The sequence below is a fragment of the Pantoea sp. RCC30.1 genome (assembly GCF_058148845.1).
The window spans coordinates 108,631-123,099 of sequence record NZ_JBXUHX010000001.1; the positions used below are offsets into that span (position 1 = coordinate 108,631).

Annotated in this window: 13 protein-coding genes and 3 pseudogenes; 7 read left to right on the top strand and 9 right to left on the bottom strand. The window is 56.1% G+C overall.

Translation table 11 applies throughout. The features are described from left to right. Window positions 1–5: 5 nt before the first annotated feature. From AC2LB6_RS00540 to AC2LB6_RS00555, 4 genes and pseudogenes are all read right to left on the bottom strand, one after another. Window positions 6–152, bottom strand: a pseudogene (locus AC2LB6_RS00540) (PIN domain-containing protein); the annotation flags it as partial. A 9-nt stretch (window positions 153–161) separates the two neighbouring features. Then, window positions 162–307: pseudogene (locus tag AC2LB6_RS00545) on the bottom strand (IS3 family transposase); the annotation flags it as partial. 305 nt (window positions 308–612) lie between these two features. Continuing rightward, window positions 613–1,563 carry a sulfonate ABC transporter substrate-binding protein gene (locus AC2LB6_RS00550; protein WP_490091960.1) on the bottom strand — a complete coding sequence of 317 codons (951 nt, stop codon included), beginning with the start codon at window positions 1,561–1,563 and terminating at the stop codon, window positions 613–615. 95 nt (window positions 1,564–1,658) lie between these two features. Continuing rightward, on the bottom strand, window positions 1,659–3,548 hold the full coding sequence (locus AC2LB6_RS00555) for a sigma-54-dependent Fis family transcriptional regulator (protein ID WP_490091961.1): 1,890 nt from the start codon (window positions 3,546–3,548) through the stop codon (window positions 1,659–1,661). Window positions 3,549–3,822: 274 nt separating this feature from the next. On the opposite strand from AC2LB6_RS00555, the gene ssuD reads away from it, so the two are divergent. From ssuD to AC2LB6_RS00580, 5 genes are all read left to right on the top strand, one after another. Further along, complete coding sequence (gene ssuD, locus AC2LB6_RS00560; protein WP_090964994.1) at window positions 3,823–4,995, top strand: FMNH2-dependent alkanesulfonate monooxygenase; 1,173 nt, start codon at window positions 3,823–3,825, stop codon at window positions 4,993–4,995. 19 nt (window positions 4,996–5,014) lie between these two features. Next, window positions 5,015–6,427, top strand: a complete 1,413-nt coding sequence (locus AC2LB6_RS00565) for an FAD/NAD(P)-binding protein (RefSeq protein ID WP_490091962.1) — start codon at window positions 5,015–5,017, stop codon at window positions 6,425–6,427. A 68-nt stretch (window positions 6,428–6,495) separates the two neighbouring features. Next, complete coding sequence (locus AC2LB6_RS00570; RefSeq protein ID WP_490091963.1) at window positions 6,496–7,908, top strand: LLM class flavin-dependent oxidoreductase; 1,413 nt, start codon at window positions 6,496–6,498, stop codon at window positions 7,906–7,908. A gap of 263 nt (window positions 7,909–8,171) precedes the next feature. Further along, on the top strand, window positions 8,172–9,632 hold the full coding sequence (locus tag AC2LB6_RS00575; protein ID WP_490091964.1) for an MFS transporter: 1,461 nt from the start codon (window positions 8,172–8,174) through the stop codon (window positions 9,630–9,632). Next, window positions 9,625–10,839: an acyl-CoA dehydrogenase family protein gene (locus AC2LB6_RS00580; RefSeq protein WP_490091965.1), complete on the top strand. Its 1,215-nt coding sequence runs from the start codon at window positions 9,625–9,627 to the stop codon at window positions 10,837–10,839. Before AC2LB6_RS00575 ends, AC2LB6_RS00580 begins: the two co-directional genes overlap by 8 nt. 52 nt (window positions 10,840–10,891) lie before the next feature. On the opposite strand, the pseudogene AC2LB6_RS00585 reads toward AC2LB6_RS00580, so the two are convergent. Beyond that, window positions 10,892–11,214 (bottom strand): annotated as a pseudogene (locus tag AC2LB6_RS00585) (IS3 family transposase); the annotation flags it as partial. 80 nt (window positions 11,215–11,294) lie between these two features. Here AC2LB6_RS00585 and AC2LB6_RS00590 point away from each other — a divergent pair. After that, window positions 11,295–11,672, top strand: coding sequence for a RidA family protein (locus tag AC2LB6_RS00590; RefSeq protein WP_490091966.1), 378 nt, complete (start codon window positions 11,295–11,297; stop codon window positions 11,670–11,672). Between the two features lie 25 nt (window positions 11,673–11,697). Here the strand turns inward: AC2LB6_RS00590 and AC2LB6_RS00595 are convergent, their stop codons facing one another. The 3 genes from AC2LB6_RS00595 to AC2LB6_RS00605 are packed head-to-tail and all read right to left on the bottom strand — an operon-like array spanning window position 11,698 to window position 12,916. Beyond that, entirely contained in the window at window positions 11,698–12,225 is a 528-nt protein-coding gene (locus tag AC2LB6_RS00595) for a DUF4865 family protein (RefSeq protein ID WP_490091967.1), read from the bottom strand. Continuing rightward, the gene (locus AC2LB6_RS00600) at window positions 12,222–12,611 is read right to left on the bottom strand and encodes a tautomerase family protein (RefSeq protein WP_490091968.1); all 390 of its coding nucleotides are present in this window, start codon (window positions 12,609–12,611) and stop codon (window positions 12,222–12,224) included. Before AC2LB6_RS00600 ends, AC2LB6_RS00595 begins: the two co-directional genes overlap by 4 nt. After that, entirely contained in the window at window positions 12,611–12,916 is a 306-nt protein-coding gene (locus AC2LB6_RS00605) for a carboxymuconolactone decarboxylase family protein (RefSeq protein ID WP_490091969.1), read from the bottom strand. The genes AC2LB6_RS00600 and AC2LB6_RS00605 overlap by 1 nt, the downstream gene beginning before the upstream one ends. Window positions 12,917–13,012: 96 nt before the next feature. Between AC2LB6_RS00605 and AC2LB6_RS00610 the strand changes: the two genes are divergently transcribed. After that, window positions 13,013–13,894 (top strand): LysR substrate-binding domain-containing protein, encoded by an 882-nt coding sequence (locus AC2LB6_RS00610; RefSeq protein WP_490091970.1) that lies wholly within the window; start codon window positions 13,013–13,015, stop codon window positions 13,892–13,894. Window positions 13,895–13,901: 7 nt separating this feature from the next. Here AC2LB6_RS00610 and AC2LB6_RS00615 read toward each other — a convergent pair whose 3' ends face one another. After that, window positions 13,902–14,447 carry a TetR/AcrR family transcriptional regulator gene (locus AC2LB6_RS00615; RefSeq protein ID WP_490091971.1) on the bottom strand — a complete coding sequence of 182 codons (546 nt, stop codon included), beginning with the start codon at window positions 14,445–14,447 and terminating at the stop codon, window positions 13,902–13,904. Between the last annotated feature and the right edge of the window lie 22 nt (window positions 14,448–14,469).

Below are 14,469 nucleotides of genomic sequence, written 5' to 3' on the forward strand. Positions count from 1 at the left end.
CTTTATTATACCCAGTCTTCCAGAGCCAGGTCCGGAACACGCGCAAATTCCCGCGTATTGTTCGTCACCAGCACGGCGCCAGCCGAGATGGCGTGCCCGGCAATCGCCGTGTCGTTCGGACCGATCAGCGTCCCGGCCAGCCGCAGCGCCACGCCATGCTAAAACGCCCATTGTTCGAGCGTGCGGCAGGCAAATTCCGGGCCCTGATCGGTTCTTATCATAGCCAGCCGAGAAAAAGCGCAATGCTGTCCAGAATACGTGTGACCTGCACGCCTGAAATCCCGAAGGCAACGGTTACCCTCAAGAACAGTTTTTCGCCATCCGACCCTGCCGCAGGCATTGAGACAAGCTTACTGACAGGATCGATTCGCGAATAATATCCCGACCCGCTTTTCCTCTGCGTGCCCGTAAACGTCAGTGTCAGACCAGGAGTGACATTGCCATTGGTTGTTCAGGTTGCGATACCCTGTCCGGTGGCCAGGACTGCTTAACAAGTATTTATAGTCGCAATCTGAAGACCTGATAATCAGTCTCTGGAAAAGGCTGGCGGTTGATTAAACTCCTTACAGGCCAGATCAGATACTCTGTGACCCACACCGGCCCGAATCTACCCTATTTCTTATCCAGCGACCACGTCGCACTGCGGATATCGACCTTCACCGGCAACAGACCAATCCGGGTAAAGGTATCCGCCAATGCCTGCTGCTGGGTGAAGACTTCAGGCGTCATCCGCTCTGCCCCAAACGGCATTCTCGCCAGCGCCCGTTGCCAGATAGGTTGCGGCAGACTGGTTGAGGTGGACATGATTTTCGCTGCCTCTTCCTGATGCTGATTGGCCCACGTACTCAGGGTGCCAAGCTCATCCACGACCTGACTGGCGATCTGCGGATAATTCTCTGCAAATTTACGGCTGGCAAGATAGAAGGTGTAGTGCGGCACCAGGCCTTCGGCATTCTTAATCAGCCGCGCGTGAGCGTTGGTTTCAACTTCTGCGTAGTAAGGATCCCAGATAACCCAGGCATCGACCGCGCCGCGCTGGAAAGCGGCACGCGCATCGGCGGGTGGCAGATAGACCGGCGTAATGTCTTTATAACTCAGCCCGGCCTGCTCCAGCGCCGTGACCAGCAGATAGTTCACGTCAGAGCCTTTATTCAGCGCCACGCGCTTTCCTTTGAGATCTGCCACGTTTTTGATGGAGGAGTCGGCTGGCACCACAATCGCCTCGGTTTTCGGGTTGGCCGGTGAGTGTGCCAGATAAACCAGATCGGCCTGAGCAGCCTGTGCAAATGTCGGAGGTGCATCGCCGGTGGCGGCCAGATCGATACTGCCGATATTTAAACCTTCCAGCATCTGTGGCCCGGCCGGGAACTCAACCCAGTGAACCGCAATCCCCTGCTTCTTAAATTCCTGATCCAGCGTGCCGCGATATTTCAGCAGTGCGAAGATATTGGCTTTCTGAAAACCGATATTTACCGTTTCGGGTTTCTCTGTGGCTGCCTGGGTGTTGAACATTAAGCCAGCCTGTGCGGCAATAATTAATGCGCTGAGTAAAACTTTTTTCATCTCTCATTCCTGAGTCAGGTTGTTGTCAGCGCAACATAACAAACGCAGGTTGAAGCGCTTAGCGATGAAATGTTCGAAGCTTAGCGTCAAAAACGCTATGGATGCCAGATCGATTCGCGAACCCGAATCGCACGGCTGAATAATCCCAGTGCATAGAATCGATCAGCAATGGTCTGCTGTTCCCTGATGATGGCTAAGTTCATACGCTGGGTCTGATGACTGCGGCGTGCTAAAGCGTGCATCAGTGATGTCGCAGAGATGCCAAGTTCGGTGGAGAGCAGTCCGGCCGCCTGAGCGCGGTGTGCATCGATGTAGCGGCCAGTCTGTTCCAGCGCGGTGAGCAGAATCTGAAGCAGGTCACCGGAGTGTGCCGCAAATCCGCGTTCAGCAAGGTAAAACTGATGATTTTTAACCCGTCCAGTACCATCCGCGATGACCCGGAACTGCCCGCTGTTCTCTGCATCGCTGAGAAGCGGATCCCACATCATCCAGGCATCTACAGCGTTGAGGTCGCTGGGCGTCAGCGGATATTTCGGCGGGGAATACACGATACGCACATCGTCCAGTGCTAAACCTGCTTCATCCAGAATCTGCAATAAAAGATAGTGGACGTTGGAACCGCGATTCACAGCAATGCGTTTTCCTCTGAGATCTCCAATCTGCTGAATCGTGCTGCTCTTCGGCACCAGCAGCGCCACGCTCTGGGGCGCTGCCGGTTCCCAGGCGACGTACACCATCGGGCTGTTGCTGGCCTGCGCGAACAGGGGGGGAACTTCACCGGTAGTGCCGAAATCGATCTCCTGATGACTGAGTGCATGCAGCAGCTGCGGACCCGCAGGAAATTCACTCCACAGCACGCTGACACCCTGATTGGCCAGCTGTTGCTCCAGCGACTGACGCGCTTTCAGGATGCCGAGATTACCAAACTTCTGATACCCAATACGCAATTCCCGCTCCCTTACAGGGTGCTGAAAAGAAGAGGCATCACGCTGACGCGGTGAAGAGCGGCGCGGTTTAATCACACCCAGATGGCCGAGTTGGGTACGCAGTGTATGACGGCTGATACCCAGCATCGCGGCCGCCTGCAGCTGATTACCCTGAGTCAGTTCCAGCGCATTTTTTACCAGTGCGGCAATCACTCTGGGATAGAGCGGTGTCTCGCTCTGCTGCATCTGCAACCGCAGAAACTGGTCCAGCGCCTCTTCTCCCTGAGACAAATCGCTGCCTGTAATAGCGTTCAGCCGCAGCTGTTGCGGCGTGACCAGCGAGGTTTTGCTCAGCAGCACCGCATTATGTAACGTATTTTCCAGCTCACGGATGTTACCCGGCCAGCTGTAGTCCATCAGCGTGGAAACAGCGTCTTCGCTGAGGCGTAACTGAGGTCGGCCCAGACGGCGCGCGTACAGCTGCAGGAAGTGACGGGCCAGCACCGGGATATCTTCGCAGCGCTCCCGCAGCGGGGGCAGCGTGACGCTGGCTACATTCAGTCGATAGTAGAGATCTTCCCGGAACAGACGTTCACGAATCGCCACGCCCAGGTCGCGGTTGGTGGCCGCGATAAGCCGCACATTAACCTTTATCGCCTTAGACGAGCCCACGCGGGTAATCTCGCGCTCCTGCAGGACGCGCAGCAGCTTCACCTGCAGCGACAGGCTCAGTTCACCGACCTCATCCAGCAGCAGGGTGCCGCCCTCTGCTGCTTCAAACCAGCCGCGATGGCGATCCTGTGCGCCGGTAAACGCTCCTTTCTCATGACCAAACAGCTCCGACTCCGCCAGGCTCTCGGTGAGCGCGCCGCAGTTCACAGCCAGAAACGGCTGTTTGCTGCGCGAACTGTGATGATGCAGATAGCGCGCCATCACCTCTTTACCAGTGCCGGTTTCACCGATGATCAGGACGGTCGCATCGGTGGGTGCGAGCTGATCCAGCACGCTTTTAAAGGCGCGCGATGCGGGGTCTATCAACTCAGGACTCGAAATCTGCATCTCATTTACCGGGTTTGCAGGAAAGCCATGACCATACCGCGCGGCAGACGCGGAAACGAGGGGCGAAATGAGCAGAATTGTTGCCATTGCAGCAGGCTGCCACTCTGGCTGTTGCAAACGCAGCAGTCTGGGGTGGGCGAGAGTTTATCTATCCCTCTGAATAATAAAGATAAATATTTAAAATTACTCTGGCACATATCCTGCTAACAGCTATATAACCAAAGAGTTTTTCTCTATGTGATAAATTCAAATATAGTTATAAAGGAATCTGCTAATGAGCCATGTGACACAGGAAAATCTCAACCTCTTCTGGTTTCTGCCTACCCACGGTGATGGGCGCTATCTGGGTACAACTGAAGGTGGCAGAGCGGTCGACTTACCCTATTTACAGCAGGTTGCGCTGGCGGCAGATAATCTGGGCTACTACGGTGTTTTAATTCCGACCGGCAAGAGCTGCGAGGATTCATGGCTGGTCGCTTCAGCGCTGGCACCCATCACCAAAAAGTTGCGCTATTTAGTGGCGGTCCGACCTGGGCTGCAACCGCCAAGCCTGGCAGCGCGGATGGCGGCCACGCTGGATCGGCTCTCTGGCGGACGTTTGTTGATTAATGTGGTGACGGGTGGCGATCCGATTGAGAACAAAGGTGACGGCATCTTCCTGAGCCATGAAGAGCGTTATAAAGTGACCCAGGAGTTTCTTGAAGTCTACTCCCGCCTGATGAAAGGCGAGAAGGTCGATTTTGCAGGCGAGCATATCCGCGTAGAAGGCGCTGAGATCCTCTTCCCGCCGGTGCAGGAAAATGGTCCGCCACTCTATTTTGGTGGTTCGTCTGATGCGGCTATCGATGTTGCAGCGAATCAAATCGACACCTATCTGACGTGGGGCGAGCCGGTTGAACAGGTAGCAGAGAAGCTGGCGGTGGTTCGTCAGCGGGCGCAGGAGAGCGGCCGTACCCTCTCCTATGGCATCCGTTTGCATGTGATTGTCCGTGAAACCGAAGAGGAGGCCTGGGCGGCTGCGGATCGGCTGATCTCTCATCTGGATGAAGAGACTATCGCCGCCGCGCAGAAGATCTTTGCCCGTATGGACTCAGCCGGACAGGCGCGGATGAGCGCATTGCATCAGGGCTCGCGAGAGAGCCTGCGCATCGGCCCTAATCTCTGGGCAGGCGTCGGTCTTGTGCGCGGCGGCGCCGGAACCGCGCTGGTGGGCAATCCGCAGCAGGTTGCCGATCGCATCCGGGAGTATCAGGCGCTGGGTATCGGTAACTTTATTTTCTCGGGCTATCCGCATCTTGAAGAGGCACACCGCTTTGCCGAACTGGTGATGCCGCTGTTGCCGCTGGCCGCCAATGTCGAAAAGAAACAACGTAGCGTGAATACCGGTCCGTTTGGTGAAACTATTGGCGGTGACCGTCGTCCTGCTAAACAGGCCAGCGCCAGTTAACAGAAGAGAAGGTTTGCATATGTCACATCAGAAGATTGTCATTATCGGCGGCGGATTTACCGGCACCGCGCTGGCGATCCATCTGGCCCGCGCTGGTCAGGCAGGATTGCAGGTGACGGTCATTGAACCGCGCGCGCAGCTTGCGCAGGGAGTGGCATATGGCACAACCGATCCGGCTCACCGCATTAATGTTCCGGCGACCAGAATGCAGCTTGCGGGTGATGAAGAGGGGATATTTGATCGCGATTATCGTGCATCGCCAGCCTTTAAAGCCGATCCGCAGGCGCTGTGGCGTGACGGTAACGTTTATCCGCAACGCGGTGAGTTTGGTCGCTGGGTCAATGCGCAGTTTGAGTATCAGCAGCAACACTCGCCCGTAAAACTTAGCCATCTGCGTGACAGCGCGGTCGCCTTTAAAAATGGGGTGGTGATTACGGCTTCAGGGCAGCATATCCGGGCCGATCAGGTGGTGCTGGCAATCAGCCATCCACCGCCGGACCTTCCTGTTCTGCTCAAGCCGCTTCAGGACCATCCGGGGTTAATTGCTAATCCCTGGCGCAGCGATGCGCTGGCATCGGTGGCCCCTGACGATCGGGTTGCGATTATCGGTTCAGGCCTGACCATGTCCGATGTGGTGGCGTCGCTGCATCGCCAGCATCATCGCGGAGAGATGACCGTCTTCTCCCGTCGTGGCCAGCTGCCACGTGCCAACCTGAGTGGTAGCGATGAGACATACACCCTGGATTACAGTCAGCCGCAGCCCGCCAGCGCGCGCGGCTGGTTACATCGGGTGCGGCAGGAGGTCAGACACGCTGCAGCGATGAATTTGCCCTGGCAACTGGTGCTGGATGATATCCGCCGTAATGGGCAGCACATCTGGCAGAGCCTCTCTTTGCATGAGCAGCAGCGTTTTCTGCATCATCTTCGCCCCTGGTGGGATGTTCACCGCTACCGGATTGCCCCTCAGGTCAGCCAGATTCTCAGCCAGCGGCAGGCGAGCGGTCAGCTGTCGCTGCTGGCGGCGCGTCTGATGGCTGCTGAAGCGGTAGACAACACTCTCCGGTTGACGCTGCGCCTGCGTGGCGCGCAAGCAAAAAGGCTGGAGGTGGATAAAGTCATTGTCACCACCGGCCCGGCGCACAATGCCCTGCTTAACAGCAACGCGCTGTTGCGACAGCTGCACGGTGAGGGCGTGATACAGCCCGATCCGCTGGCGCTGGGCATCCATGTTAATGCGCTGTCACAAACGCTGAATGCGCAGGGTAATGCTAATCCTTATCTCTTTGTGGCTGGCCCTGCCGCACGCGGGCGCTTTGGCGAACTGATGGGATTACCGCAGGTGGCGGAACATGCTGAGTCCGTTGCACGGCAGCTTCTCGCCGCCCCACCGCTCTCCTTCAGCGAGCGATGTCCCGGCTCACTCACGTACTGAATCATCTTTCTAAAACACACATTAAAAGGTGGGCGGCAAGCAATTGCCGCATCCGCTCAGGAGTCGCTATGTCATCGCAACGAGAAATTCGCCTGAATGCTTTTGATATGAACTGTGTCGGTCATCAGTCACCCGGTTTATGGGCGCATCCCCGCGACCGTTCCTGGCAGTACAAAGACCTGGAGTACTGGACCGATTTAGCGCGCCTGCTGGAGCGCGGCAAATTTGATGGGCTGTTTATTGCTGACGTGCTGGGCGTCTACGACGTGCTCAATGGCAATAATCATGCGGCGATTCGTCAGGCCACGCAGGTGCCGGTCAACGATCCGCTGGCGTTAATCACGCCGATGGCCATGGTGACGGAGCATCTGGGCTTTGGCCTGACCGCCTCACTGTCCTTTGAACATCCCTACCCGTTTGCGCGACGAATTTCGACCCTGGATCATCTGACCAAAGGTCGCATTGGCTGGAATATTGTGACCTCCTATCTGGAAAGTGGCGCGCGCAATATCGGGCATCAGGCTCAGACTGACCACGACGCGCGCTACGACTACGCCGATGAATATCTGCAGGTCATTTACAAATTGCTGGAGGGAAGCTGGGAAGAGGGTGCGGTCCTGCGCGATCGTGAACGTCATATTTTCAGCGATCCGAATAAAATCCATCCAATTAACCATCAGGGGACATTTTTCCAGGTGCCGGGTATTCATCTCTGCGAACCGTCACCGCAGCGCACGCCGGTGCTTTACCAGGCGGGTGCGTCCAGTCGTGGCAAAGCATTTGCGGCGGAACATGCTGAATGCGTATTTGTGGCAGCACCGTCCAAAGTGTTGCTGAAGAAAACCGTGGCGGATATTCGCCACAGGGCCGCAGAGGCTGGACGCGATCCGCGCTCCATACTGATCTTCAACCTGCAGACGGTGATTGTGGGTGAAACCGACCTGGCGGCGCAGGCAAAATGGCAGGAATACAAAAGTTATGTCAGTTACGAAGGCGCGCTGGCGCTGATCTCGGGCTGGACGGGTATCGATTTCGGCCAGTATCAGCCGGATCAGGTATTGAAGCATCTGCATACCAACGCGATTCAGTCGGCGGTCGAGACATTCTCCACCGCCGATCCCCATCGTCAATGGACGGTGCAGGGCCTGGCAGACTGGGTAGGCATTGGCGGATTTGGTCCGCTGCTGGTGGGCAGCGCGGAAACCGTGGCTGATGAGCTGCAGAGCTGGGTAGAAGAAACTGACGTCGATGGTTTTAACCTCGCCTATGCCGTGACACACGAAACCTTTACCGACGTGGTGGAACTACTGGTTCCGGAACTGCAAAAGCGCGGCGTCTACAAGCAGGACTATCAGCCTGGTACGCTGCGTGAGAAGTTGTTCGGAGAGGGGCCACGGCTGGTGTTGCCGCATCCGGGGGCGGGTTATCGCCGGAGCGCAGACACGGAACAGCAGATAAGCAGCGCCGAAATATCGGGATAAAATCTGTGGATTGATGCAATCAGTTATCACTGAACGGATTTCATAACCACAGAGAAAAGCACGCAGCTTTCAGATCAGGAAAAAAGAAATGCTTTAATTCGCACCGGATGAATCCAGCTATTCATCCGGCTTTTGCCGTGGATAGCTTTCATGTTTAACTTATTGAATATATTGAAATAGTTATCGTTATTTGTTGGTTGTTAACTGTGCCGGAAATGCCTATAAAACCCTCGTTACCTGCTGAATATAATAACGAGGATACGATGAGTACATTAAATATTGACGACACCCTGACCGCCCCGCCGCCACACTCCGCACCGGTTCGATCGGTGAGTGATGTGGCCCGGCTCATCAACAATAATAGTGAGCAACACAGCTACGCCCGCTGGATTGTTTTTCTGGCACTGGGGGGCGTGTTTCTTGACGCTTACGATCTCACCACGCTCTCCTACGGCATTGATGATGTGGTCAGGGAGTTCGGATTAACACCCGTGCTCACCGGACTGGTCACCTCCTCAATCATGATCGGCACCATCGTCGGTAATCTGGTCGGCGGCTGGCTTACCGATAAATATGGCCGCTATTCGGTGTTTATGGCCGACATGCTGTTCTTTGTGGTTTCGGCAATTGCTGCGGGCCTGGCACCCAACGTCTGGGTGTTGATTGGTGCCCGTTTCCTGATGGGAGTTGGGGTGGGGATCGACCTGCCGGTTGCCATGGCCTATCTGGCGGAGTTCTCTAAATTCTCCGGCAAGGGAAACAAAGCGTCGCGACTCGCGGCCTGGTGCCCGATGTGGTACGCCGCCTCGTCTGTTTGCTTCTTTATCATTTTTGCACTCTATTTCCTGTTGCCCGCAGAACATATCGACTGGCTGTGGCGCGCCTCCCTGCTGTTTGGTGCCGTACCGGCACTGCTGATTATTGCGGTGCGCAGTAAGTTTATGAATGAGTCACCGCTGTGGGCGGCGAATCAGGGCGATCTGAGCGGTGCTGTGCGTATTTTGCGTGACTCGTACGGCATTGTTGCGCATGAGGCGTTGCCCGCTAAAGCCGCTGCTGTGAAAGCGACGCCGAAAGTGCGTATCCGCGTACTGTTTCAGAAGCCCTATCTTGAGCGCACGGTCGTCAGCGCGGTGATGAATGTCTGTATTTCGTTTGAGTACACCGCTATTGCTTTCTTCCTGCCATCAATTCTGGCGCAGTTCCTGGGCGCGGGGGTCTTCGAGACGATTTCTGCTTCGCTGGGGCTGAATGCGCTGTTTGCTTTTACCGGCGGTCTGCTGGGGATGCGGCTGGCGTGGAAATTTCCTTCCCGACATGTGGCGATTGCCGGTTTTGCGCTGCAGTTTATTGCATTGATCTCGCTGGCATTGATCGGTCATCCGGAAGCGACGGTCGGCGTGGTGTTTGCCGTGCTGATGCTGGGTCTCTGGCTATTCGCGGAAGGTTTTGGACCTGGCGCGCAGTTAATGATCTATCCGGCCCTCTCCTACCCGACCCACATTCGCGCAACCGGTGTCGGCTTCAGTCGCTCGCTCTCCGGTGTTGGCAGTGCGCTGGCACTGTTTATTCTGCCGATTCTGCAGGCCCGATACGGCACCAACATGTTCTGGATCGTCTCTCTTGCTGCTCTTATTCCGATTATTTTCCTGTTGATCGTGCGTTTTGAGCCGACCCGACAGGATATTGATGAACAACCCGAATCTGGAGAAGATCATGTCTGAACTAAGTCACACTGAATTTACCGCACTGACTGAATATTTCAGGCCACTTTTTGCTCGTATTGCTGAAGATGCCGCTGTGCGTGAAGCGGATCGCACCCTGTTGCATGAGCCCATTCGCTGGTTGAAAGCGGCCAGGTTCGGCACCCTGCGCATTCCCAGAGAGGAAGGCGGTTTTGGCGTTTCGCTGCCGCAGTTATTTTCTCTGCTGACCGAACTGGCAGAGGCGGATTCAAATCTGCCGCAGGCTCTGCGCGCACACTTCGCATTTATTGAAGATCGGTTGAATCAGCCTGATAGTGATGACCGTCGCCGCTGGTTTCGCCGTTTTGTTGATGGTGAACTGGTAGGCAGTGGCTGGAGTGAAATCGGTGCGGTTAAGCTGGGTGAGGTCAACACGCAGGTTTCACCCGCTGAGGGAGGATGGCGGATCAGTGGTGAGAAATTTTACAGCACCGGCACGCTCTATGCGGACTGGATTGATGTCTATGCGAAGCGTACTGACAATGGTCGCGACGTGATTGCTCTGGTGAACACGCATCAGAATGAAGTGGAGCGCGATGATGACTGGGATGGCTTCGGGCAGCGGCTGACCGGCAGCGGCACGACGCGCTTTAAGCTGGCGCAGGTGGAACAGTCGCATGTCTATGATTTCAGCGAGCGCTTTCGCTATCAGACTGCTTTTTATCAGCACGTTTTATTGTCCACGCTGGCCGGCATTGGTCGGGCAATCGTACGTGATGGCGCACAGGGCGTGGCGAAGCGTAAACGCATCTACAGCCATGGCAATGCCCCTCAGGTGAAACAGGATGTACAGGTATTACAGGTGATCGGCCAGATTAGCAGCTGGGCATGGGCAGCAGAAGCTACCGTCGATCGTGCGACCCACTCATTGCAACGGGCGTTCGAACTGCAACTGAATGGTGCAGATGAGGCACAACTTCAAGCGGCTAATGTGCAGGCTGAGGTAGAATCTGCCCGGGCGCAGGCCGTGGCCATTGAGCTCGTGACACGTGCTGCCAGCGAGCTGTTCAATGCACTGGGGGCTTCCGACACCCGCGCCAGTAAGGCGCTCGACAGACACTGGCGTAATGCCCGGACAGTCTCATCACACAATCCGGTGATCTACAAAATACGCAACGTGGGTGACTGGGAGGTGAACGGCAATGATCCGACGTTTATCTGGCAGATAGGTAGTGGTGAGCAGTAATGGTTTTAACGTTGTATTCCGGCAGCTCATCAGCGAGGCGTGGCGTACCCTATCGCTGTTTTGCTTCAGTGAAGGCCAGATAGACAGCGGCGTCACAGAGAAGCCAGAACTCCTGACGGGGCCGTGCTGATGGGCCAGGCATACCAACTGCTGCGGGCAACCCGAAGCACCCGACACATCGCTTTGATGCCGAACTCTGCCCGAGGCTTTTCGATAAAGACAGACTTCATTTCAGGCGCTTCGCGAAGTATGTCGCGGCCTTTTGGAGGATGGCCAGCTCCTCGTCCCGTTCAGCGAGTTGCCTTTTAAGACGGGCAATTTTGAAGCCTGTTCGTTCCCGCGCTCAGAGACTGTGGCCTGATACTGCTGCTTTGTTAACACAACCCGCTATCGGGTTTCGCTCTTTTTTGGTGCCAGTAGCCTGACTAGTATGAACTTCATCTTTAGGAGGAAATATGACCCTGCCAGAACGCAAAAATTATCCGCAACTGGGCGAAATCAAAGCGCCGTATGTACATGCCGTAAAACATGGCGCGACGCTGTATGTCTCAGGGCTGACTGCCTTCGGGACAGCGGCTCAGCAGGGCGATATCGCTGAACAGGCAGAAGCCATTTTTGAACAACTTAAGTCGGTTGCCGCTGCTGAAAATACGTCCCTCGCTGCGCTGCTCAAAGTCACAATCTTCATTACTTCATTCACTGAAATCAGCGCGCTGCGGGAAGTGCTTTATCGCAATTATGGCGAGCATCTGCCCGCCAGCTCGCTGGTTCAGGTCAGCGGGCTTTTCTCCGCCGACCTGCGCATCGAGATTGAGGCCATTTTTGCCCTTTAAATAGCAGATCGTGGTCTCTCCGCAGCTACAGCTGAAAATCTGCTGCAGCTGCCCCCCGCGCCAGATAACCGATGCGATAAACCTCCTGCTCGCCGGATGGTCGCTGCTGTGACGCGTCAATGTTTACTCCCTGCCAGCGGGTCACATCCCAGGCGCTGAATCCAGCTCTTACAGGGAGTGCTGCCAGGTCCGAATGCGCCGGAATCATCCAGCGGTTCAGCGTCATAAAGCGGGCGTCGGCCAGATTCCGGAGCGGGGTCTGCGCTTCCAGCGTCAGCCAGCTTTCGATGATCGGCCAGCCAAAATCCCTGACCAGTGTCGCGAAGCCAGGACTTTGCAGGAATTGCTGCATGCCTCTCGCTTCCCGCCAGAAATAGAGGGGCGCATAACGGTTTTCATTCGGTCCGCCATCTTCACGGCAGGCGTAGAGATACGCCTTAGCCACCAGCCCCGGAAAGCCATCAAGCCGCGCGCCGTTAAGTCGGATACGCTGTTCAATGATGCCCATGTCGTAGTCAGCAGGCAGCGTAAAACGGTAGTGCATGATAATCATAACGCCTCCTGTGCCAGCATCTGGCCGCCGCTAAAGCTCCACTCTTCGGTGCTATTGAACTGAATAATGATCATCACATCATGAGGATCGATCGCCATCTCAATCTGAAGCGCCGAGCAGAGTGAATGATAAAATCGTTGCTTCTGTTGCCGGGTTCGCGGTCGGCCTGCCGTCACCTGAAACAGCACGAAATTATCGCTGCGACCGCCGCTGAGATAGTGACGATCAAATACCCGCTGTCCGGCAGGCAGCATCTCAATCACCTGAAAGCAATCATGCTCAGGCACGTCAAACTCCGCCACCAGCGCCTGCTGAAGCAGCGAGGAGATCTGATGCAGATCCTGCTCGCTATAGCCCTGACGCAGGGTAATTCTGGTAAAGGGCATCAGTGATTATCCTCCAGATAGCCCAGCGCGGTGACGGCGGCCGGCCAGCCTGCGTAGAATGCCAGGTGGGTGAAACTCTCCACCAGCTCATCCTGCGTCAGCCCATTTTGCCGGGCGAAATCGATGTGCCACGGCAGCTGCTGGACCCGCCCCAGCGCGGTTAAGGTTGCCAGCGTCAGCAGGCTGCGTTCACGCGGTGACAGCAGTTCGCGCTGCCAGATATCGCCAAACAGTACCTGCTGCGTCAGTTCGGCAAGCTTTGGCGCGCGCTGCGCCAGTGTTTCCCGATCCAGTGAATTTTTCATTGCACACTCCTCAGTAGTCAGAGAGAGTGTCGCCCAGGGCTTCAATCCTGAAAATCAAATTAATCAACACGCAGCATCCTTTTTTACAGGACCATTATGAATAAGGTACCAGAGTCACTCGATATGGATGCGCTGCGCAGTTTCGTGGCGGGCATTGATGCGGGCAGTTTTGCTCTTGCAGCACAGCATCTGTGCCGGTCGACCTCAGCCGTCAGTGCGCAGCTTAAAAAACTTGAGCAGCAATGTGGCACGGCGCTGGTGATGAAAAAAGGGCGACATCTGCGGCTGACCCGTAGCGGTGAACAGCTGATGAGTTACGCCAGACGTTTGTTGTCGCTGAACGATGAGACATTGCGGGCAGTGAAAGGCGAAGCATTACAGGGCGAAATACGCATCGGGATGCAGGAGGATTTTGGTGAAGCGTTGATGCCAGCCATTCTCGGCGCGTTTAACCGTCAGCATCCGGATGTGATGCTGACCGCTCGCGTCGACAGAAACCTGCCACTGTTAACGGCGCTGGCCCGTCATGAGCTGGATCTGGCGCTGCTGTGGCAGGCAGAGCAGCAGGCTGGCACGCAGTTAATTGGTCAGTGTCCGTTAGTCTGGATACAGCATCAGGCGTTTGATCTGGCGGGATATCTGCAGCGCGGCGAGCCACTGCCGCTGGTGGCGTTTGATGCGCCGTGTGTCATGCGATCGCGCGCCACCGAGACGCTGGATAAGGCAGGTATTCCGTGGCGGGTGGTGTTCACCAGCCACAGTCTTAGCGGGATCTGGGCGGCATTACAGGCCGGGCTGGGCATCACCCTGCGCACCCGCGCAGGGTTGCCGGAGACGCTGATGATTGAATCACATAGACTCCCGCTTCCCGGCTTTCTGGGTATCGCGCTCTCCCGCTCAGACCAGAGCGACGATCCGGCGCGTGCGCTGTTGCAGCATCTGATCACCGAGGCCGCTCTGCCCTTTGTTCAGCGTTGATTCATGCTTAAAAGACCCGCTGAATCAGCGAAGAACAGTATTCCGCTGAAACGTCACGATCACCGAACAGAATATGAAACATCACCGGTGCCACGACCACATCGATGATGCGATCAACGTCAAAGCCCGATTGGCCGCGGGCGATGGCCCGGTTGTTGAGCGTTTCAAGATGTTGATAAGTAAACCCGCAGCATTTCTGGCTGGCTTCTTCACCATGGCTGCCAATCACATCGGCCAGAAGCTCGCGACCGACTTTCGATGACATCTCTTCAGCATACTGCTGGATAAACGCCGTAAGATCGCCGGCCGTCGATCCGGTATCTTCCGGTTCTGCAATGGGTCGCATCCGCGCCACGGCCACATCCGCCAGCAACTGGGACAGATCCCCCCAGCGCCGATAGATCGTGGAAGGTGTTACACCCGCCTGTTCGGCGATCATCGGCACTGTAATCGCTGAACGATCAAGCGTTTCCAGCAAGCGGTTAACGGTGTTATGCACTTCCGCCTGAATCCGTGCGCTGCGCCCACCCTGCCGAATCATCTCCCTTGCCATCTCTTTCTCCCGCTTTTATCAG